The organism is Streptomyces sp. NPDC102258 (assembly GCF_055584685.1).
The window spans coordinates 30,405-52,911 of record NZ_JBVJLO010000029.1 but is presented as its reverse complement, the minus strand read 5'-3'; the positions used below and the strand labels follow the sequence as shown (position 1 = coordinate 52,911).

The following is a 22,507-nucleotide window of genomic DNA, read 5'->3' as shown; positions in this document are numbered from 1 at the left end:
GCGGACAGCAGGCAGTAACAGCACAAGGGTTTGTGACGAGCATGGGTGAGGTTCCAATGGCGCAGCAGGCAGCGGATCAAGACAAGATCATCGGCTACCTGAAGCGGGTGACGGCCGATCTGCACCAGACGCGGCAGCGCCTGCGCGAGGTCGAGGACCGGGAGCCGGAGCCGATCGCGATCGTCGGCATGGCCTGCAGGTTCCCCGGCGGCATCCAGTCGCCGGAGGACCTGTGGGAGCTGGTCGCGGGCGGCCGGGACGCCGTCACCGACTTCCCGACCGACCGCGGCTGGGACATCGAGTCCCTGTACGACGCCGACCCCGACCAACGGGGCACCTCGTACACCCGCGAGGGCGGATTCCTCGACGGCGTCGGCGAGTTCGACGCCGGTTTCTTCGGGATCAGCCCGCGCGAGACCCTCGGCATGGACCCGCAGCAGCGCCTGCTGCTGGAGACCTCCTGGGAGACCTTCGAACGCGCCGGCATCGACCCGGCGACCCTGCGGGGCAGCAAGGCCGGCGTGTTCATCGGCACCAACGGCCAGGACTACCCCGACCTGCTGCGCGACGGGGTCCCCCAGGGCGTCGAGCAGTACCTCCTCACCGGGAACGCCGCCAGCGTCGTCTCCGGCCGGCTCTCCTACACCTTCGGTCTCGAAGGCCCCGCCGTCACCGTCGACACCGCCTGCTCTGCCTCGCTCGTGGCCCTGCACCTCGCGGTGCAGGCGCTGCGCGGCGGCGAGTGCTCCCTCGCCCTGGCGGGCGGTGTCACCGTCATGTCCAGCCCGCGCGCCTTCGTGCAGTTCAGCCGGCAGCGCGGGCTCGCCCCGGACGGGCGGTGCAAGCCCTTCGCCGACGGCGCCGACGGCACCGGCTGGGGCGAGGGCGTCGGCATGCTCCTCGTGGAGAAGCTCTCCGACGCCCGCCGCAACGGCCACCCCGTCCTCGCCCTGGTGCGGGGCTCCGCGATCAACCAGGACGGCGCCTCCAACGGTCTGACCGCCCCCAACGGTCCGGCCCAGCAGCGCGTCATCCGCCAGGCCCTGACCAACGCCGGGCTCACCCCGGCGCAGGTCGACGTGGTGGAGGCGCACGGCACCGGCACCACCCTCGGCGACCCCATCGAGGCCCAGGCCATCCTGGCCACCTACGGCCAGAACCGGCCCGACGGCCGGCCGCTGTGGCTGGGCTCCATCAAGTCGAACATCGGCCACACCCAGGCCGCCGCCGGTGTCGCGGGCATCATCAAGATGGTCGAGGCGATCCGCCACGGCGTCCTGCCCGAGTCCCTGCACATCGACCGGCCGTCCGGCGCCGTCGACTGGAACACCGGCGCCGTCGCCCTGCTCGACCGGGCCGTCCCGTGGCCCGAGACCGGTCAGCCGCGCCGCGCCGGCGTCTCCTCCTTCGGCGTCAGCGGCACCAACGCCCACACCGTCATCGAGCAGGCCCCGCCCGTCGAGGCACCGGCCGAGGAGGACGGGCCCGGCGGCGCGGACGCGGCGACCGGCCCCGTCCCGCTGCTCGTCTCGGGCCACGGCGACGAGGGCCTGCGCGCCCAGGCGGCCCGGCTCGCCGCCCACCTGCGCGCCCACCCCGCACTCGCCGCCGACGCCGCCTCCATCACCGACCTCGGCCTCTCCCTCGCCACCGGCCGCTCCGCGCTGGACCGCCGGGCCGTCCTCTTCGCCACCGACCGCGACCGGCTCCTCGCCGACCTCGACGCGCTCGCGGCCGGCGAGCAGCCCGCGACCGCGCTCGTCGGCGCCGTCGGCGAGGGCAACACCGCCTTCCTCTTCACCGGTCAGGGCAGCCAGCGCCCCGGCATGGCCCGCGAGCTGTACGCCACCCACCCCGGCTTCGCCCGTGCCCTCGACGCGGTCCGCGACGCCCTGGACCCGCACCTCGAACGGCCCCTCTACGAGGTCCTGTTCGCCGCCGAGGGCAGCCCCGAGGCCGCCCTGATCGATGCCACCGCCCACACCCAGGCCGCCCTGTTCGCCGTCGAGGTCGCCCTCTACCGGCAGCTCGAACAGTGGGGCGTGAGCGCCGACTTCCTCATCGGGCACTCCATCGGCGAACTCGCCGCCGCCCATGTCGCCGGCGTCCTGACCCTCCCCGACGCGGCCGCCCTCGTCGCCGCCCGCGGCCGCCTGATGCAGGCCCTGCCCGCGGGCGGCGCCATGATCGCCGTGGAGGCCACCGAGGACGAGGTCACCCCCCTCCTCACCTCCCGGGTTTCCCTGGCCGCCGTCAACGGGCCCCGCTCCGTGGTCGTCTCCGGCGACGAGGACGCCGCCACGGAACTCGCCGAGACCCTGCGCGCCCGCGGCCGCCGCGTCAAGCGGCTCACCGTCAGCCACGCCTTCCACTCGCCGCTCATGGACGGCATGCTCGACGCCTTCCGCGAGGCCGCCGAAGCCGTCGCCTACGCGCCGCCCGTCATCCCGATCGTCTCCAACCTCACCGGCGCCTCCGTCACCGCCGAGGAGATCTGCACCGCCGACTACTGGGTCCGCCACGTCCGCGAGGCCGTCCGCTTCCACGACGGCGTACGCGGCCTCGCCGCCCTCGGCGTCACCACCTTCATCGAGGTCGGCCCCGGCGGGGTGCTCACCGCCCTCGCCCAGGACTGCCTGAGCGGCCAGGACGGCGAGGACGCCCCCGAGGGCCTCGTCTTCGTTCCCGCCCTGCGCGCCGACCGCCCCGAGCCCGCCGCGTTCGCCGCCGCCGTCGCCCGCGCCCACGTCCACGGCGTCGCGGTGGACTGGTCCGCCGTCTTCGCCGGGCGCGGCGGCAGCCGCGTCGAGCTGCCCACGTACGCCTTCCAGCGCCGGCTGTACTGGCCCGAGCCGCCCACCGCCTGGGCCGGCGACGTCACCGCCGCCGGCATCGGCTCCGCCGACCACCCGCTGCTCGGCGCGGCCATCACCCTGGCCGACGGCGACGGCTTCCTCTTCACCGGCCGGCTCTCCCTGGCCACCCACCCCTGGCTCGCCGACCACACCGTCATGGACACCGTGCTGCTGCCCGGCACGGCCTTCGTGGAACTCGCCCTGCGGGCCGGCGAGCACGCCGGCTGTGAACTCCTCGACGAGCTCACCCTCCAGGCGCCCCTGGCCCTGCCCCCGCACGGCGGCATCCAGATCCAGCTCGCCGTCGGCGCCGCCGACGCCGACGGACGGCGCTCCCTGACCCTGCACTCCCGGCCCGAGGACGCCGCCGACGACACCTGGGGCGAAGGCGCCTGGACCCGGCACGCCACCGGCTTCCTCGCCCCCGCCGCGCGGGACACCGCAGGCACCGGCGCCGACCTCGCCGTCTGGCCCCCGCAGGACGCCACCGCCCTGCCCGTCGACGGCCTCTACGCGCACCTCACCGCCTCCGGCTTCGCCTACGGACCCCTCTTCCAGGGCCTGACCGCCGCCTGGCAGCGCGCCGACGAGGTCTTCGCCGAGGTCCGCCTGCCCGAACAGGGGCACGCCGAAGCGGCCCTCTTCGGCCTGCACCCGGCCCTCCTCGACGCCGCCCTGCACGCCGTCGGCATGGGCTCCCTGCTGGAGGACACCGAACACGGCCGATTGCCGTTCTCCTGGAGCGGCGTCGCCCTGCACGCCGTCGGCGCCCGCGCCCTGCGCGTCCGCCTCGCCCCCGCCGGCCGGGACACCGTCCGCGTCGACCTGGCCGACGAGACCGGCGCGCCCGTCGCCACCGTCGGGGCGCTGCTGCTGCGTCCCGTCACCCCCGACCAGGTACGGGCCTCCCGCACCGCCTTCCACGACGCCCTGTTCCGCGTCGAGTGGACCCCCCTGACCCTGCCGGCCGCGACCACCGTCACCCCCGGCCAGTGGGCCCTGCTCGGCGCCGGGCAGGGGATCGACCCGCGCTTCACCGCCGTGCTGCCCACGGCCGCCGCCCACACCGGGCTCGCCGCTCTCGCGGCCGCGATCGACGCCGGCGGCCCCGTGCCGCAGGCCGTCGTCGTCCCGCTGCCCGCCACCGCGGGACCCTCCCGGACCCCTGTCGACGCCGCCCTGCCCGGCGCCGTCGCCGAAGCCCTCCATCACGCCCTCGGCCTGGCGCAGGACTGGCTGGCCGACGACCGCTTCGCCGCCTCCCGGCTGGTGTTCGTCACCCGGGGCGCCGTCGCCACCGGCCCCGGATCCGACGTGTCCGACCTGGCGCACGCCCCGCTGTGGGGCCTGCTGCGCTCCGCGCAGAACGAACACCCCGACCGGTTCGTCCTGATCGACCTGGACGAGCGCGAGGAGACCCCGCGCGCCCTGCCCGCCGCCCTCGCCACCGGCGAGCCGCAACTCGCCCTGCGCGAGGGCCGCGCCGTCGTCCCCCGCCTCGGCCGGATGCCCGTCCTGCCCGCCGCCGAGGACCACGAGGGCCGCCCGCTCGACACCGAGGGCACCGCCCTGGTCACCGGCGCCACCGGCACCCTCGGCGGGCTCGTCGCCCGCCACCTCGTCACCGCGCACGGTGTGCGCCGCCTGCTGCTGACCAGCCGCCGCGGCGAGGCCGCCGCCGGCGCCGCCGAGCTGCTGGCCGACCTGCGCGCCCTGGGCGCCGAGGTGACCCTCGCCGCCTGCGACGCCGCCGACCGCGAGGCGCTGGCCGCGCTGCTGGCCTCCGTACCGGCCCGGCACCCGCTGACCGCCGTCGTCCACACCGCCGGCGTCCTCGACGACGGCATCCTCGAAGCGCTCACCGCCGAACGCGTCGACCACGTCCTGCCCGCCAAGGTCGACGCCGCCGTTCACCTCCACGAACTGACGAAGGACCTCGACCTCGCGGCGTTCGTCCTGTTCTCCGCCGCCGCCGGCACCCTCGGCGCGGCCGGCCAGGCCAACTACGCCGCCGCCAACGTCTTCCTCGACGCCCTCGCCCACCGCCGCCGCGCCGAAGGCCTCCCCGCCACCGCGCTCGCCTGGGGCCTGTGGGCCGAACGCAGCGGCATGACCGGCGAGCTCGCCGACGCCGACCTGGAGCGCATCTCACGCGCCGGCGTCGCCGCCCTCTCCTCCACCGAGGGCCTCGCCCTCATGGACACCGCCCGCGCCTGCGGCGAAGCCACCGCCGTCCCCATGCACCTCGACCTGGCCGCCCTGCGCCAGGCCGACGCGAGCATGGTCCCGGCGCTGCTGCGCGGCCTGGTCCGGCCCGCCGCCCGCCGCACCGCCGCCGAGCGGAGCGCCGCCCCCGCCGACGGCCTCACCGAGCGACTGCTGCCGCTGACCGCCACCGAACGCGACCGGCTCCTGCTGGCCACCGTCCGCGTCCAGGTCGCCGCCGTCCTCGGCTTCCCCGGCCCGGACGCCGTCGACCCCGGCCGCGCCTTCAAGGAACTCGGCTTCGACTCGCTCACCGCCGTCGAACTGCGCAACCGCCTCGGCTCCGCCACCGGCGTCCGGCTGCCCGCCACCCTGGTCTTCGACTACCCCACCCCGAACGCCCTCGCCGCGTTCCTGCGCACCGAACTCCTCGGCGACCTGGCCGCCCCCGCCGCACGCGCCGCCGCCACCGGCCCCGCCGTCGCCGACGAGCCCATCGCCATCGTCGCCATGGCCTGCCGCTACCCGGGCGGGGTCACCACCCCCGAGGAGCTGTGGCAGCTCGTCGCCGGCTCCGTCGACGCGATCACCCCCTTCCCCACCGACCGCGGCTGGAACCTCGACGGGCTCTACGACGCCGACCCCGGCCGCGCCGGCACCTCGTACACCCGCACCGGCGGCTTCCTGCACGACGCCGCCGACTTCGACCCGGACCTCTTCGGCATCAACCCGCGCGAGGCCCTCGCCATGGACCCGCACCAGCGGCTCCTGCTGGAGACCTCGTGGGAGGCCTTCGAACGGGCCGGCCTCGACCCCTCCTCGCTGCGCGGCAGCCGCACCGGCGTCTTCGCCGGTGTCATGTACCACGACTACCTGACCCGCCTACCCGCCGTCCCCGAGGGCCTGGAGGGCTACCTCGGCACCGGCACCGCCGGCAGCGTCGCCTCCGGCCGCATCTCCTACACCTTCGGCCTGGAGGGCCCGGCCGTCACCATCGACACGGCCTGCTCCTCCTCGCTCGTCGCCCTGCACCTGGCCGCCCAGGCGCTGCGCAGCGGCGAGTGCGACATGGCGCTCGCCGGCGGCGTCACCGTCATGTCCACCCCGGACACCTTCATCGACTTCAGCCGCCAGCGCGGCCTGTCCACCGACGGCCGCTGCAAGTCCTTCTCCGCCGACGCCGACGGCACCGGCTGGGCCGAGGGCGCCGGCATGATCCTCGTCGAACGCCTCTCCGACGCCCGCCGCAACGGCCACCCCGTCCTCGCCGTCGTCCGCGGCACCGCCGTCAACCAGGACGGCGCCTCCAACGGCCTCACGGCCCCCAACGGCCCCTCCCAGCAGCGCGTCATCCGCGAAGCCCTCGCCCACGCCGGCCTGACCCCCGCCGACGTCGACGCCGTCGAGGCCCACGGCACCGGCACCACCCTCGGCGACCCCATCGAAGCCCAGGCGCTCCTCGCCACGTACGGCCAGGACCGGCCCGGGGACCGGCCGCTGCGCCTGGGCTCCATCAAGTCCAACATCGGCCACACCCAGGCCGCGGCCGGCGCCGCGGGCATCATCAAGATGGTCCAGGCGATGCGCCACGGCGTCCTGCCCGCCTCCCTGCACATCGGGGAGCCGTCCCCGCACATCGACTGGACCGCGGGCGCCGTCGAACTGCTGACCGAGGCCGCCGCCTGGCCCGAGACGGACCGTCCCCGCCGCGCCGGCATCTCCTCCTTCGGCGTCAGCGGCACCAACGCGCACGTCATCATCGAGCAGCCGCCGCTGGAAGAGGACACCGCACCGGCCCCGGCCCCCACCACGGCCCCGCTCCCGTTCGTCCTCTCCGGCCGCACCCCCGACGCACTGCGCGCCCAGGCCGCCCGCCTGGCCGGCCACCTCGCCGCGCACCCCGACGCCGCCCCCGCCGACGTGGCGTTCTCCCTGGCCACCACCCGCACCGCCCTGGACCGCCGGGCCGCCGTCATCGCGGCCGACCGGGACGAGCTGCTCACCGGGCTCGCCGCCCTCGCCGACGGCGGAGAGAGTGCCCGGCTCGTCCGGCACGAGACCGGCGACGGCCGGCTCGCCGTCCTCTTCACGGGCCAGGGCAGCCAGCGCCCGGGCATGGGCCGCGAACTGTACGCCGCCCACCCGGTCTTCGCCGCCGCCCTCGACGAGGTCTGCGCCGCGCTCGACCCACACCTCGAACATCCCCTCAAGGAGGCGCTGTTCGCCGAGGACGGCGACCGCCTGAACCGGACGGGCACCACCCAGCCCGCCCTGTTCGCCCTGGAGACCGCGCTCTACCGCCTGGTCGAATCGTGGGGAGTACAGCCCGACTTCGTCGCCGGCCACTCCATCGGCGAGATCACCGCCGCGCACGTCGCGGGCATCCTCACCCTGCCCGACGCGGCGGCCCTGGTCGCCGCGCGCGGGCGCCTCATGGAGGAACTGCCGGCCGGCGGCGCGATGATCGCGCTGAGCGCCACCGAGGACGAGGTACGGCCGCTGCTGTCCGGCCACGAGGACCGGATCGGCCTCGCCGCCGTGAACTCCGCCGACGCCGTCGTCATCTCCGGCGAGGAGAGCCTGGCGCTGGAGATCGCCGCGGAGTTCGAGCGCCGCGGCCGGCGCGCCAAGCGGCTCACCGTCAGCCACGCCTTCCACTCCCCGCTGATGGACGGCATGCTCGACGCCTTCCACGGCGTCGCCGCCTCCCTCACCTACCACGCGCCCACCCTGCCCGTGGTCACCCTCCTCACCGGCGCCCTCGCGGGCGAGGAGCTGCGCACCCCCGAGCACTGGGTCGCCCACGTCCGCGAAGCCGTCCGCTTCCTCGACGGCATCCGCACCCTGGACGCCGAACGCGTCACCACCTACCTCGAACTCGGCCCGCAGGGCGTCCTGTCCGGCCTCGGCGGCGCCTGCCTGGCCGACGCCGGGGCGGGCACCGACGCCGTGTTCGTCCCGGCCCTGCGCCGCGACCGCGGCGAGGCCGAGGCGCTGGTCGCCGCCGTCGCCGCCCTCCACACCCGGGCCGTCCCGCTCGACTGGACCGCCTACTTCACCGCGACCGGTGCCTGCCGCACCGCCCTGCCCACGTACGCCTTCCAGCGGCGCCGGTTCTGGCTCGAAGCGCCCGCCGGATTTATCGGGGACGTCGAATCGGCGGGTCTGGGCGCCGCCCACCACCCGCTGCTCGGCGCCGCCGTACCGCTCGCCGACGGCGAGGGCTTCCTCTTCACCGGCCGGCTCTCCCTCGACACCCACCCCTGGCTGGCGGACCACGCCGTCATGGGCACCGTCCTGCTGCCCGGCACCGCCTTCGTGGAACTCGCCATCCGGGCCGGCGACCAGGCCGGCTGCGACGTCCTGGAGGAACTCACCCTCGAAGCCCCCCTGATCCTGGCCCCGCACACCGCCGTACGCCTCCAGATCGTCGTCGGCGCCCCCGACCGGGACGGCCGCCGCACCCTCGACCTGTACTCCGGCGACCCGGACGCCGCCGACGACGAGCCGTGGACCCGGCACGCCGCGGGCGTCCTCGCCTCCGGCGCCCCGCGCCCGGCCTTCGACCTCACCGCCTGGCCCCCGCCCGGCGCCGAGGCCGTCACCGTGGAGGGGCTGTACGAGCACCTCGGCCAGGGCGGCTTCGCCTACGGGCCGGTCTTCCAGGGGCTGCGCGCCGCCTGGACCCTCGGCGAGGACGTCTACGCCGAGGTGGCCCTGCCCGAGGAACTCCAGACGGAGGCCACCCGCTTCGGCCTGCACCCGGCCCTGCTGGACGCCGCCCTGCACGCCACCTTCGTCCAGCCGTCCGGCGACGGCGAGCGCCCGGCCGGACTGCCGTTTTCCTGGCGCGGCGTCCACCTGCACGCCGTCGGCGCGTCCGCGCTGCGCGTCCGCCTCACCACCGACGGCGCCGACACCCTCTCCCTCCAGCTGGCCGACACCTCCGGTGCGCCCGTCGCCGTCGTCGAGCGGCTGATCGTGCGGCCCGTCTCCGCCGACCGGCTCGCCGGCGCCCCGCGCACGGTCCACCACGAGTCGCTGTTCCGCGTCGACTGGGCCACCCTGCCGCTGCCGTCCTCGCTCACGGAAGAGACCCCGGGCACCTGGGCGGTCATCGGCACCGACACCGTCACCGGCGGCGCCGTTCCGGCCGGCCCGGTCCACGCCGACCTCGCGGCCCTCGCCGCCGCCCTCGACGCGGGCGCCCCGGCCCCCGCCTACGTCCTGGTCCCCGCCCCGGCCGCGGCGGGCCCGCTCACCCCGGACGCCGTCCGCGCCGCCACCCACCGGGCCCTCGCCCTGGTCCAGGACTGGCTCGCCGCCGCCGACCGGTTCGCCGACTCCCGCCTGGTCTTCGTCACCCGGGGCGCCGTCGCCACCCAGGGCGACCGGGACCTCGCCGACCCGGTCCACGCCCCCGTCTGGGGCCTGGTCCGCTCCGCCCAGTCGGAGAACCCCGACCGCTTCGTCCTGGCCGACCTCGACGCCGACACCACCCCCGCCGTCCTCACCGCCGCCCTCGCCACCGGCGAGCCGCAGTTCGCGGTCCGCCGCGGCACCGTCCACGCCCCCCGCCTCGCCCGGGTCCCCGCCACCACCCCGCTGACCCCGCCCGCCGACGGCGCCGCCTGGCGCATGGACATCGAGGACAAGGGCACCCTCGACCACCTCACCCTCCTCCCGAGCCCCGAGTCCGAGGCACCCCTGGAGCCGGGCCAGGTCCGGGTCGCCGTACGGGCCGCCGGCCTCAACTTCCGCGACGTGCTCAACGCCCTCGGCATGTACCCGGGCGACCCCGGCCTGATGGGCAGCGAAGGCGCCGGCACCGTCGTCGAGACCGGCCCCGGCGTCACCGACCTCGCCCCCGGCGACCGCGTCATGGGCATGCTGCCCGGCGCGTTCGGCCCGCTGGCCGTCGTGGACCGCCGCATGATCGCCCCGATGCCCGGCGGATGGACCTTCGCCGAGGCCGCCGCCGTACCGATCGTCTTCATGACGGCCCACTACGCCCTGCACGACCTCGCCGGCCTGCGCGAGGGCGAGACCCTCCTCGTGCACGCCGCCGCCGGCGGCGTCGGCATGGCCGCCGTCCAGCTCGCCCGCCACCGGGGCGCCGAGGTCTACGCCACCGCCAGCCCCGCCAAGTGGGACACCCTGCGCGGACTCGGCCTGACCGACGACCGGATCGCCTCCTCCCGCACCCTCGACTTCGAGGACACCTTCCGCACGGCCACCGACGGCCGCGGCGTCGACGTGGTCCTGGACTCGCTCGCCCGCGAGTTCGTCGACGCCTCGCTGCGCCTCCTGCCGCGCGGCGGCCGCTTCGTGGAGATGGGCAAGACCGACGTCCGCGACCCGCGGGACGTCGCCGAGGCCCACCCCGGCGTCTCCTACCAGGCCTTCGACCTCACCGAGGCGGGCCTCGACCGCATCCAGGAGATGCTCACCGAACTGCTCGGCCTCTTCGAGTCCGGCGCCCTCAGCCCCATCCCGGTCTCCGCCTGGGACCTGCGCCAGGCGCCCGAGGCGTTCCGCTACCTCAGCCAGGCCCGGCACACCGGCAAGATCGTGCTGACCATCCCGGCCGAGTGGAACCCCGAGGGCACCGTCCTCATCACCGGCGGCACCGGCACCCTCGGCGCACTCGTCGCCCGGCACGCCGTCACCGCCCGGGGCGCCCGCCACCTGATCCTGACCAGCCGCCGCGGCGAGAAGGCCGCCGGCGCCGCCGAACTCGCCGCCGACCTGCGCGCCCTGGGCGCCGAGGTCACCGTCGCCGCCTGCGACGCCGCCGACCGCGAGGCGCTCGCCGCGCTGCTGGCCTCCGTACCGGCCGGGCACCCGCTGACCGCCGTCGTCCACACCGCCGGCGTCCTCGACGACGGCATCGCCGAGGCCCTCACCCCCGAGCGGCTCGACCGCGTCCTGCGGCCCAAGGCCGACGCCGCCCTCCACCTGCACGAACTCACCCGTCGGCTCGACCTGGCCGACTTCGTCCTCTTCTCCTCCGCCGCCGGCACCTTCGGCGGCGCCGGCCAGGCCAACTACGCCGCCGCGAACGTCTTCCTCGACGCCCTCGCCCGCCACCGCCAGGCCCAGGGCCTGCCCGCCACCTCCCTCGCCTGGGGCCTGTGGGCCGAAGCCAGCGGCATGACCGGCGAGCTGGACACCGCCGACAAGGACCGCATGACGCGCTCCGGCGTCCTCGGCCTCTCCTCCGAGGAGGGCCTCGCCCTCCTCGACACCGCCCACCGCACCGGTGACGCCCACCTCGTCCCCATGCAGCTCGACCTCGCGCCGCTGCGCCAGGCCGACGCGAGCATGGTCCCCGCCCTGCTGCGCGGCCTCGTGCGCGCCCCCGCCCGCCGGGCCGTCGAGGGCACCGCCGCGCGCACCGGAACCCCCCTCGTGGAACGGCTCGTACGGCTTCCCGAGCAGGAACGCGACGCGCTCCTCCTCGACCTCGTACGCGACCAGGTGGCGGCCGTCCTCGGCCACGCCACCCCGGACGCCGTCGAGCCGGGCCGCGCCTTCAAGGACCTCGGCTTCGACTCGCTGACCGCCGTCGAGTTCCGCAACCGCCTCGGCGCCACCGCCGGCGTCCGGCTGCCCGCCACCCTCGTCTTCGACTACCCGACCCCGACCGTCCTCGCCGGCTACCTCAAGGACGAACTCCTCGGCTCCGAAGCCGCGGCCGCCATCCTGCCGAGCCGGTCGGCCGCCGCCGAGGACGACGACCCCATCGCCATCGTCGCCATGAGCTGCCGCTTCCCGGGCGGCGTCCGCAGCCCCGAGGACCTGTGGGAGCTGCTGGCCGAAGGCCGCGACGGGATCGCCGACCTCCCCGCCGACCGCGGCTGGGACACCGAGGCGCTCTACGACCCCGACCCGGACAGCCCCGGCACCTCGTACGCCCGCGAAGGCGGCTTCGTCTACGACGCCCACCACTTCGACCCGTCCTTCTTCGGGATCAACCCCCGCGAGGCCCTCGCCATGGACCCGCAGCAGCGCCTGCTGCTGGAAACCTCCTGGGAGGCGTTCGAGCGGGCCGGGATCGACCCGACCGGCCTGCGCGGCCGGCAGGTCGGCGTCTTCGTCGGCCAGATGCACAACGACTACGTCTCCCGCCTGAACACCGTCCCCGAAGGCGTCGAGGGCTACCTCGGCACCGGCGGCTCCAGCAGCATCGCCTCCGGCCGCGTCTCCTACACCTTCGGTTTCGAGGGACCGGCGGTCACGGTGGACACCGCCTGCTCCTCCTCGCTGGTCGCCCTGCACCTCGCGGCCCAGGCCCTGCGCGCGGGCGAATGCACCCTCGCCCTGGCCGGCGGCGTCACGATCATCACCACGCCCGACGTCTTCACCGAGTTCAGCCGCCAGCGCGGCCTCGCCGCCGACGGCCGCTGCAAGCCCTTCGCCGCCGCCGCCGACGGCACCGCGTGGGGCGAGGGCATCGGCATGCTGCTGGTCGAGCGGCTCTCCGACGCCCGCCGCAACGGCCACCAGGTCCTCGCCGTCGTCCGCGGCACCGCCGTCAACCAGGACGGTGCCAGCAACGGCCTGACCGCCCCCAACGGCCCCGCCCAGCAGCGCGTCATCCGCCAGGCCCTCGCCAACTCCGGCCTCACCGCGGCCGACGTCGACGCGGTCGAGGCGCACGGCACCGGCACCCGGCTCGGTGACCCCATCGAGGCCCAGGCCCTGCTCGCCACCTACGGCCAGGACCGGCCCGAGGACCAGCCGCTGTGGCTGGGCTCCATCAAGTCCAACTTCGGCCACACGCAGGCCGCCGCCGGCGTCGCCGGCATCATCAAGATGGTCCAGGCCATGCGCCACGGCGTCCTGCCCAGGACCCTGCACGTGGACGAGCCGTCCCCGCACGTCGACTGGTCGGCGGGCGCCGTCTCGCTGCTCACCGAGCAGCGCCCCTGGCCGGCGACGGACCGTCCGCGCCGCGCGGGCGTCTCCTCCTTCGGCATGAGCGGCACCAACGCGCACGCCATCGTCGAACTCCCCGAGGCCGAGGCACCGGCCGGCCCGCCCGCCACTCCGGCTGCCCCCCGCACCGCCCTCCCGTGGCACCTGAGCGGCCGCACCCCCGAGGCGCTGCGCGCCCAGGGCGAGCGGCTCCTGGCCCACCTGGACACCCACCCGGACGCCGAACCCGCCGCCATCGGCAACGCCTTGGTGACCACCCGGGCCGTCTTCGAGCACCGCGCCGGCATCGTCGCGGTGGACCGGGACGGCTTCCGCGCCGCGCTGACGGCCCTCGCGGAGGGACGCGCTGCGGCGGGCCTGACCACGGGCTCGGCGGCGATGGCCGGGAAGCTCGCCTTCCTCTTCACCGGGCAGGGCAGCCAGCGCCTCGGGATGGGGCGTGAGCTGTACGACGCCTTCCCGGTGTTCGCGCAGGCACTGGACGCGGTGTGCGAGCGGCTGGAACTGCCGCTGCGCGAGGTGCTGTTCGGGTCGGACGCGGAGCTGCTGGACCGTACGGAGTACACCCAGCCGGCGCTGTTCGCCCTCGAAGTCGCCCTGTTCCGGCTGGTCGAGTCGTGGGGGGTGGAGCCGGACTTCCTGTCAGGCCACTCGATCGGCGAGATCGCCGCCGCCCACGTGGCGGGTGTGTTCTCTCTGGAGGACGCGTGCACCCTGGTGGCGGCCCGTGGCCGGCTGATGCAGGCGCTGCCCTCCGGTGGCGTGATGGTCGCGCTGGAGGCCTCCGAGGAGGAGGTCCTGCCGCTGCTGACGGACCGGGTGAGCATCGCCGCCGTCAACGGTCCTCGGTCGGTGGTCATCGCCGGTGACGAGGACGCGGCGACCGCGATCGTGGCGGCCCTCCCGGACCGCAAGTCCAAGCGCCTGTCCGTCTCGCACGCGTTCCATTCGCCGCACATGGACGGCATGCTGGACGACTTCCGGCAGGTGGTGGAGGGACTGTCCTTCGCCGCCCCGCGCATCCCGGTCGTCTCCAACCTGACCGGCGCCCTCGTCTCCGACGAGATGGGCGAGGCGGACTTCTGGGTCCGCCACGTCCGCGAGGCCGTCCGTTTCCTCGACGGCGTCCGCGCCCTGGAGGCGGCCGGGGTGAGCACGTACCTCGAACTCGGCCCCGACGGTGTCCTGTCGGCGATGGCCCAGGCCTGCCTGGCCGACGACACCGGCACCGCCGCCTTCGCCCCCGCCCTCCGTTCCGGCCGCGACGAGGCCGAATCGCTGCTCTCGGCGCTCTCCACCGCCTCCGTGCGCGGCACCACCGTCGACTGGCCGGCGTTCTACGCCCCGCTCGGCGCCCCGCGCGCCGACCTGCCGACGTACGCCTTCCAGCGCGCCGTCTACTGGCTCGACGCCGGCCGCGCGGACGGCGACGTCACGGCGGCCGGGATCGGCACCGCCGACCACCCGCTGCTCGGCGCCGAGGTCCAGCTGCCCGACTCCGACGGCCACCTCTTCACCGGCCGCCTCTCGCTGACCACCCACCCCTGGCTCGGGGACCACCGGGTCGCGGGCGCGGCCCTCCTGCCCGGTACGGCCTTCGTCGAGCTGGCGCTCCGCGCCGGTGAGCACGTCGGCTGCGACCTCGTCGACGAGCTCACCCTCGAAGCCCCCCTGGTCCTGCCCGAGCTGGGCGGCGTACAGCTGCGGCTCGCCGTCGGGGCCGCCGACCCGTCGGGCCGGCGCCGTAACCTCGCCCTCCACTCGCGCCCCGAGGGAGTGGACCCGGACGCGCCGTGGACGCGGCACGCCGTCGGTGTGCTCGCGGTCGGGGCCGAACCGGCCCCGCAGGGTCTCGCCGAGTGGCCGCCCGCCGGAGCGGAGAGCGTTCCGGTGGAGGGCCTGTACGAGGGCCTCGCGGACTCCGGCTTCGGCTACGGGCCCGTCTTCCAGGGCCTGCGGGCCGCCTGGCGCCACGACGGCGCCGTCTACGCCGAGGTCGCGCTCCCGCAGGAAGCCGCGGAGGAGGCCGCCCGCTTCGGGCTGCACCCCGCGCTCCTCGACGCGGCGCTGCACGCGCTCGGACTGCGCGGGACCGAGGCGGGCGGCGGCGAAGGACGCCTTCCGTTCTCCTGGTCCGGTGTCTCCCTGCACGCGGTCGGCGCCACCGAGCTGCGCGTCCGCCTGACCACCGCCCGCAACGGCGAGGTGGCCCTCGTCATCGCCGACGCCGCCGGAGCCCCGGTGGCCTCCGTCGCCGGCCTGGCCCTGCGGGGCGTGAGCCGCGACCAGCTGATGACCACGGCCCCCGACGCGACCCGTGACGCCCTGTTCCGGGTGGAATGGACGCGGACGGCCGCGCCGGCCGGCTCCGTCGCGGACTGGGCAATGTGGGGCGAGGGTGACGGGACCGCCGCCGCGACGGTGGTGTCCTGCCTGGAGCCGAGTGGGCCGGACGGCGAGGCCGCCGCCCATGCCGCCGCCGCCGTACACGCCGCGACCGGGCGGGTACTCGGCCTGCTCCAGGAATGGCAGACGGCCGAGCAGCCGGCGGACTCCCGCCTGGTGTTCCTGACCCGGGGGGCCGTGGAGGCCGTACCGGGCGAGGGTGTGCCGGACCTGGTCCATGCCCCGGTACGGGGCCTGGTGCGCTCGGCGCAGTCCGAGAACCCGGGGCGCATCGTCCTGGTGGACGTGGACGTGGACGCCGCCACTGACATCGAGCAGGCACTGTCGGCCGCCCTCGCCTCGGGCGAGTCCGAGGTGGCGGTACGCGAGGGCGCGCTGCTGGTCCCGCGACTGGCCCGCGCCCTCCCCGAAGGCTCCGCGCCCGAGTGGGACGCCGAGGGCACGGTCCTGATCACCGGTGCGAGCGGTTCGCTGGGCGCTCTGTTCGCCCGGCACCTGGTCACCGAGCACGGCGTACGGAACCTGCTGCTGGTCAGCCGGCGCGGTGACGCGGCGGACGGCGCCGGTGAACTGGCCGCTGAGCTGGGCGCCTTGGGCGCCGAGGTGACGTGGGCGGCCTGTGACGTGGCCGACCGGGACGCACTCGCCGCCGTACTGGCCGCCGTCCCCGCCGAACACCCGCTCACGGCAGTCGTGCACACGGCCGGTGTCCTGGACGACGGCATCGTCGGCTCCCTCACCACCGAGCGGCTGTCGGCCGTGCTGCGTCCGAAGGTGGATGCCGCCTGGAACCTGCACGAGCTGACGGCCGGACTGGACCTGTCCGCGTTCGTCCTGTTCTCCTCCGCCGCCGGTGTCTTCGGTGGCGCGGGCCAGGCCAACTACGCGGCCGCCAACACCTTCCTCGACGCCCTGGCCGCCCACCGCCGGGCCCAGGGCCTCGCCGCCACCTCCCTGGCGTGGAGCCTGTGGACCGGCGTCGGCGGCATGGGCGGCGACCTCGCCGACGGCGACCGCGAACGCATCAACCGCGGCGGCATCGGCGTCCTGTCGCCGGAGACGGGCCTCGCCCTCTTCGACGCGGCCCGCCGTACGACCGAACCGCTGCTCGTGCCCGTCCCGCTCGACCTCGCCGCCCTGCGCGCCCAGGCTCGTACCGGCCAGGTCCCCGACCTGCTGCGCGGCCTGGTCCGCGTACCGGCCCGCCGGGTGGCGGGCGGACACGGCGCCACGGCCGACGGATCCGCCCTGCGCGACCGGCTCGCGGCGCTGTCCGCCGCCGAGCGCGAGCCGGCGCTGCTGGACATGGTCCGCACCGAGGTGGCCGCCGTACTCGGTCATGCCTCGATCGACCAGGTCTCGGCCGACCGGGCGTTCAAGGAGCTGGGCTTCGACTCCCTGACCTCCGTCGAACTCCGCAACCGCCTCGGCGCCGCCACCGGCGAACGGCTGCCCGCCACGCTCGTCTTCGACTACCCGACGCCGAACGCCCTCGCCGCGTACCTGCGCACCGAGGTCCTGGCGCTGACCGGGGACGGCGAACAGGCCGACGCCGCTCCCGCCCTGCCGGTCACCGTCGGCGCCTCCTTCCAGGACGACCCGATCGCGATCGTCGGCATGAGCTGCCGTTACCCCGGAGGGGTCGAAAGCCCCGAGGACCTGTGGCGCCTGGTGCTCGGCGGCATCGACGCCATCTCGGAGTTCCCGCAGGGCCGCGGCTGGGACCTGGAGTCGCTGTACGACCCGGACCCGGACGGCAAGGGGACCAGCTACACCCGCTCGGGCGGCTTCCTGCACGACGCGGGCCGCTTCGACCCGGCGTTCTTCGGGATCTCGCCGCGCGAGGCCGTGGCGATGGACCCGCAGCAGCGGCTGCTGCTGGAGACCTCGTGGGAGGCCTTCGAGCGGGCCGGCATCGACCCGGCGTCGATGCGGGGCAGCCGCACCGGCGTGTTCGCGGGCATCATGTACCACGACTACGCCACCCGCATCACCTCCGTGCCCGACGGCGTCGAGGGCTACCTCGGCACCGGCAACTCCGGCAGCATCGCCTCGGGCCGCGTCTCGTACGCCTTCGGTCTGGAGGGCCCGGCGGTCACCGTCGACACGGCCTGCTCGTCCTCCCTCGTCGCCCTGCACTGGGCGATCCAGGCCCTGCGCAACGGCGAGTGCACGATGGCGCTGGCCGGCGGTGTCACCGTCATGTCGACGCCGGGCACCTTCACCGAGTTCAGCCGCCAGCGCGGTCTCGCCGCCGACGGCCGCATCAAGTCCTTCGCCGCCGCGGCCGACGGCACCAGCTGGGCCGAGGGAGCGGGCATGCTGCTCGTGGAGCGGCTCTCCGACGCCCGCCGCCTCGGACACCCGGTGCTCGCGCTGGTCCGCGGCTCGGCGATCAACCAGGACGGTGCCTCCAACGGCCTGACCGCCCCGAACGGCCCCTCGCAGCAGCGCGTCATCCGCCAGGCCCTCGCGTCCGGCGGGCTGACCAGCGACCAGATCGACGTGGTCGAGGCGCACGGCACGGGCACGACGCTCGGCGACCCGATCGAGGCACAGGCCCTGCTGGCCACGTACGGCCGGGAGCGCGCGGCGGACGAGCCGCTGCGACTGGGCTCGATCAAGTCGAACATGGGTCACACGCAGGCCGCGGCCGGTGTCGCCGGAGTGATCAAGATGATCATGGCGATGCGGCACGGGGTCCTGCCCAAGACCCTGCACGTGGACGAGCCCACCCCGCACGTGGACTGGGAGGACGGCGCCGTCACCCTGCTGACCGAGTCCGAGCCGTGGCCCGAGACCGGCCGCCCGCGCCGGGCCGGCGTGTCCTCGTTCGGCATCAGCGGCACCAACGCGCACACGATCATCGAACAGGCCCCGGCCGAGAAGGCGGCGGCCCCCGCCGCCGGGCCGGACGCGGCCCCCGTGCTGCCGTACGTCCTGTCCGCGAAGTCGGTGGACGCGCTGCGCGCCCAGGCAGCCCGCCTGCGCTCCCACCTGGAGGAGACGCCCGAGGCCGGGGCGTTGGACGTGGCCTACTCGCTGGCCACCCGCCGCGCCGCCTTCGACCACCGGGCGGTGCTCGTGGCGGGGGAGCGGGAGGAACTGCTGCGCTCCCTGGCCGCGCTGGAGGACGGTGACGTCTCCGCGGCCGGCGTCACGACCGGCGCCGTGGGCGCCGCCGGGGCCGGGAAGCTGGCCTTCCTGTTCACCGGGCAGGGCAGCCAGCGCCTCGGCATGGGGCGCGAACTGTACGAGACCCAGCCGGTGTTCGCCGCCGCGCTGGACGCGGTGTGCGACCGACTGGAACTGCCGCTCAAGGAAGCCCTGTTCGGGGCGGACGCGGAGCTGCTGGACCGTACCGAGTACACCCAGCCCGCACTGTTCGCGGTCGAGGTCGCCCTCTTCCGGCTGGTCGAGTCCTGGGGCGTGAAGCCCGACTTCCTGGCCGGTCACTCCATCGGCGAGATCACCGCCGCGCACGTCGCCGGGGTGCTGACCCTGGACGACGCGTGCACGCTCGTGGCCGCCCGGGGCCGCCTGATGCAGGCGCTGCCCACCGGCGGCGTGATGATCGCGCTCCAGGCGGCGGAGGACGAGGTCCTGCCGCTGCTGACGGAGCGCGTGAGCATCGCCGCGGTCAACGGCCCGCAGGCGGTCGTGATCGCGGGCGACGAGGACGCGGCGACCGCGATCGTGACGGCCTTCCCGGACCGCAAGTCCAAGCGCCTCACCGTCAGCCACGCCTTCCACTCCCTGCACATGGAGGGCATGCTCGCCGACTTCCGCAAGGTCACCGAGAGCCTGACGTACGCCACCCCCCGCATCCCGGTCGTCTCGAACCTGACGGGCGCCCCCGTCACCGACGAGATGGGCTCGGCGGACTTCTGGGTCCGCCACGTCCGCGAAGCCGTCCGCTTCCTCGACGGGATCCGCGCCCTCGAAGCCGCCGGGGTGACCACGTACCTCGAACTCGGCCCCGACGGCGTCCTGTCCGCCCTCGCCCAGGACTGCCTGACCCAGGACGGCACGGCCCGCTTCGCGCCCGCCCTGCGCTCCGGCCGCCCCGAGGCCGAGACGCTGCACACCGCCCTCGCCGCCGCCCACGCCCGCGGCGCGGCCGTGGACTGGGAGGCCTACTTCGCCCCGACCGGCGCCCGCGCCACCGAACTGCCCACGTACGCCTTCCAGCGCGACTGGTACTGGCTCGACTCGGCCACGGGCGGGTACGCCCCCGGTGACGCCGCCGGCTTCGGCCTCGGCACCACCGACCACCCGCTGCTCGGCGCGGCCGTCGAACTGCCCGACTCCGACGGGTACCTCTTCACCGGCCGGCTGTCGACCGCCTCCCACGCGTGGCTCGCGGACCACGCCGTCCTGGGCTCCGTCCTGCTGCCCGGCACGGCCTTCGTGGAACTGGCCGTCCGCGCCGGTGACCAGGTCGGCTGCGACGTCCTGGAGGAACTGACCCTGGAAGCGCCGCTCGTCCTCCCCGAGCGCGGCGGCGTCCAGCTGCGGCTCTCCGTCGCCGCCGGCGACACGACCGGCCGGCGCGCCCTGTCCCTGTACTCCCGTGACGAGGACAGCCCCGCCAACGAGCCGTGGACCCGGCACGCCACCGGCGTCCTCACCACCGGCGACACCCCGGCCCCGGCGGCCGACCTCACGGCCTGGCCCCCGGCCGGAGCCGAACCGGTGGACCTCGACGGCCTGTACGACGGCCTCGCCGCCGCCGGGTTCGACTACGGCCCCGCCTTCCAGGGCCTGCGCGCGGCCTGGCTCCACGGCGACGCCGTGTACGCCGAGGTGGGCCTCGACGAGGACACCGCCGCCGCGGCCGACCAGTTCGGCCTGCACCCGGCCCTCCTCGACGCCACCCTGCACGCGGCCGGACTCGGTTCCCTCGTGGAGAACACCGGCCAGGGGCGCCTGCCCTTCGCCTGGACCGGAGTACGGCTGCACGCGGCCGGCGCCTCCGCCGTCCGGGTCCGGCTGGCCCCGGCCGGCCGGGACGCGGTGTCGCTGGCGCTCGCCGACCCGTCGGGCGCACCGGTCGCCTCGGTCGAGTCGCTCGCACTGCGGGCCGTCTCGCCCGAGCAGATCGGCGCGGCCCGCGGCGGACGCCCGCAGTCCCTGTTCCAGGTCGACTGGGCGGCGCTCCCGCAGACCCCGGTACCCGCGGCCGAACAGCGGCCCTGGGCCCTGCTCGCCGACGGCCACCCCGGCCTCGACGCGGTGGGCGTGCGCTACCAGGCCCACGACGGGCTCGCGGACCTCGCGGCCCCGGCGGCGCTGGTCTGCGTACCGCTCACCGCGCAGACCGGCCCGGGGGACGTGGCGGGGGCGGTGCACGCCGAGACCGGGCGGGTGCTCGCGCTGCTCCAGGAGTGGCTGGCCGAGGACCGCTTCGCGGACTCGCGCCTGCTGGTCCTGACCCGGGGTGCGGTGGCCGCCGCTCCGGGCGAGGACGTCACGGACCTGGTCCACGCTCCGGTGTGGGGTCTGCTGCGCTCCGCGCAGTCGGAGAACCCGGGCCGCATCGTGCTGGCCGACACGGACGGGACCGACGCCTCCTACCGGGCCCTGCCCGGAGTCCTGGCCTCGGGCGAGTCCGAGGTGGCCGTACGCGGCGGGTCGGTGCTGGTGCCGAGGCTGGCCCGCGCGAACGCCGACGGCCCCGCGCCGGAGTGGGACGCCGAGGGGACGGTCCTGGTGACGGGCGCGAGCGGTTCGCTGGGCGGCCTGTTCGCTCGGCACCTGGTCGCCGAGCACGGTGTACGGAACCTGCTGCTGGTCAGCCGTCGCGGTGAGGCGGCCGCCGGTGCCGCCGAGCTGTCGGCGGAGCTGGCCGGTCTGGGGGCCGAGGTGACGTGGGCGGCGTGCGATGTGGCCGACCGGGACGCGCTGGCGGCCGTACTGGCCGCCGTGCCCGCCGAACACCCGCTGAGGGCGGTCGTCCACACGGCCGGTGTCCTGGACGACGGCATCGTCGGCTCCCTGACCCCCGAGCGGCTGTCGGCCGTGCTGCGTCCGAAGGTGGACGCGGCCTGGAACCTGCACGAGCTGACGGCCGGGCTCGACCTGTCCGCGTTCGTCCTGTTCTCCTCGGCCGCCGGTGTGTTCGGTGGCGCGGGTCAGGCCAACTACGCGGCGGGCAACGTGTTCCTCGATGCCCTGGCCGCCCACCGCCGGGCCCAGGGCCTGGCCGCCACCTCGCTGGCCTGGGGCCTGTGGGCCGAGGCGGGCGGCATGGGCGCCGCCCTGGACGCCGAGGAGACCGCGCGCCTGGGCCGGGGCGGCGTGAACGCGCTGACCGCCGCCGAGGGCGTGGCCCTGTTCGACTCCGCGTCGGCGGCCGGGCAGTCGCTGCTGGTGCCGGTCAAGCTGGACCTGGCCGCGCTGCGTGCCCAGGCCGGCACCGGAATGCTCCCGCCCCTGCTGTCGGGCCTCGTCCGTACGCCCGCCCGCCGGGCCGCGGGCGGCGCCACCGCCCCCGGCGCGGACGGCGGAGCGCAGCTGCGCGAGCGCCTCTCCGCGCTCACGCCGGCCGCGCGGGACGAAGCCCTGCTGGAGCTGGTCTGCGCGTACGTCGCCGGAGTCCTCGGCTTCGCCGGACCCGAAGCGGTCGACCCGGCACGGTCGTTCAGCGAGGTCGGCTTCGACTCGCTGACCGCCGTCGAACTGCGCAACCGACTCGGCGCCGCGACCGGCGTGCGGCTGCCCGCCACCCTCGTCTTCGACTACCCGACGCCGACGGCGCTGGTGGAATACCTGCGCGGCGAACTCTGGCAGGACGGCGCGGCCGCCGTGCCGCCGCTGCTCGCCGAACTCGAACGGCTGGAGCGGACGCTCGTCACCTCCACGCCCGATCCCGCCGGCCGCGACCGCGTCACCGAGCGCCTCCAGGCGCTCCTCGCGGCCTGGAACGAGGCCGGAGACGAAGCGGCGGCCTCGGCCGCCGACGCCGAAGGCGCCCAGGTCGCCGAGGCGCTGGAGAGCGCCACCGACGACGACCTCTTCGACTTCATCGGCAAGGAGTTCGGCATCTCATGACGCGGCAGCTCCACCCCGCCCCTTCCCACCACTCTGACTTTCCGGCT

1 protein-coding gene is annotated in these 22,507 nt (G+C 75.8%); it reads left to right on the top strand.

From position 1 onward, the window contains the following. Positions 1-32 precede the first annotated feature (32 nt). Positions 33-22,460: an SDR family NAD(P)-dependent oxidoreductase gene (locus ACZ6ZT_RS32375; protein WP_469723845.1), complete on the top strand. Its 22,428-nt coding sequence runs from the start codon at positions 33-35 to the stop codon at positions 22,458-22,460. Positions 22,461-22,507: the final 47 nt, after the last annotated feature.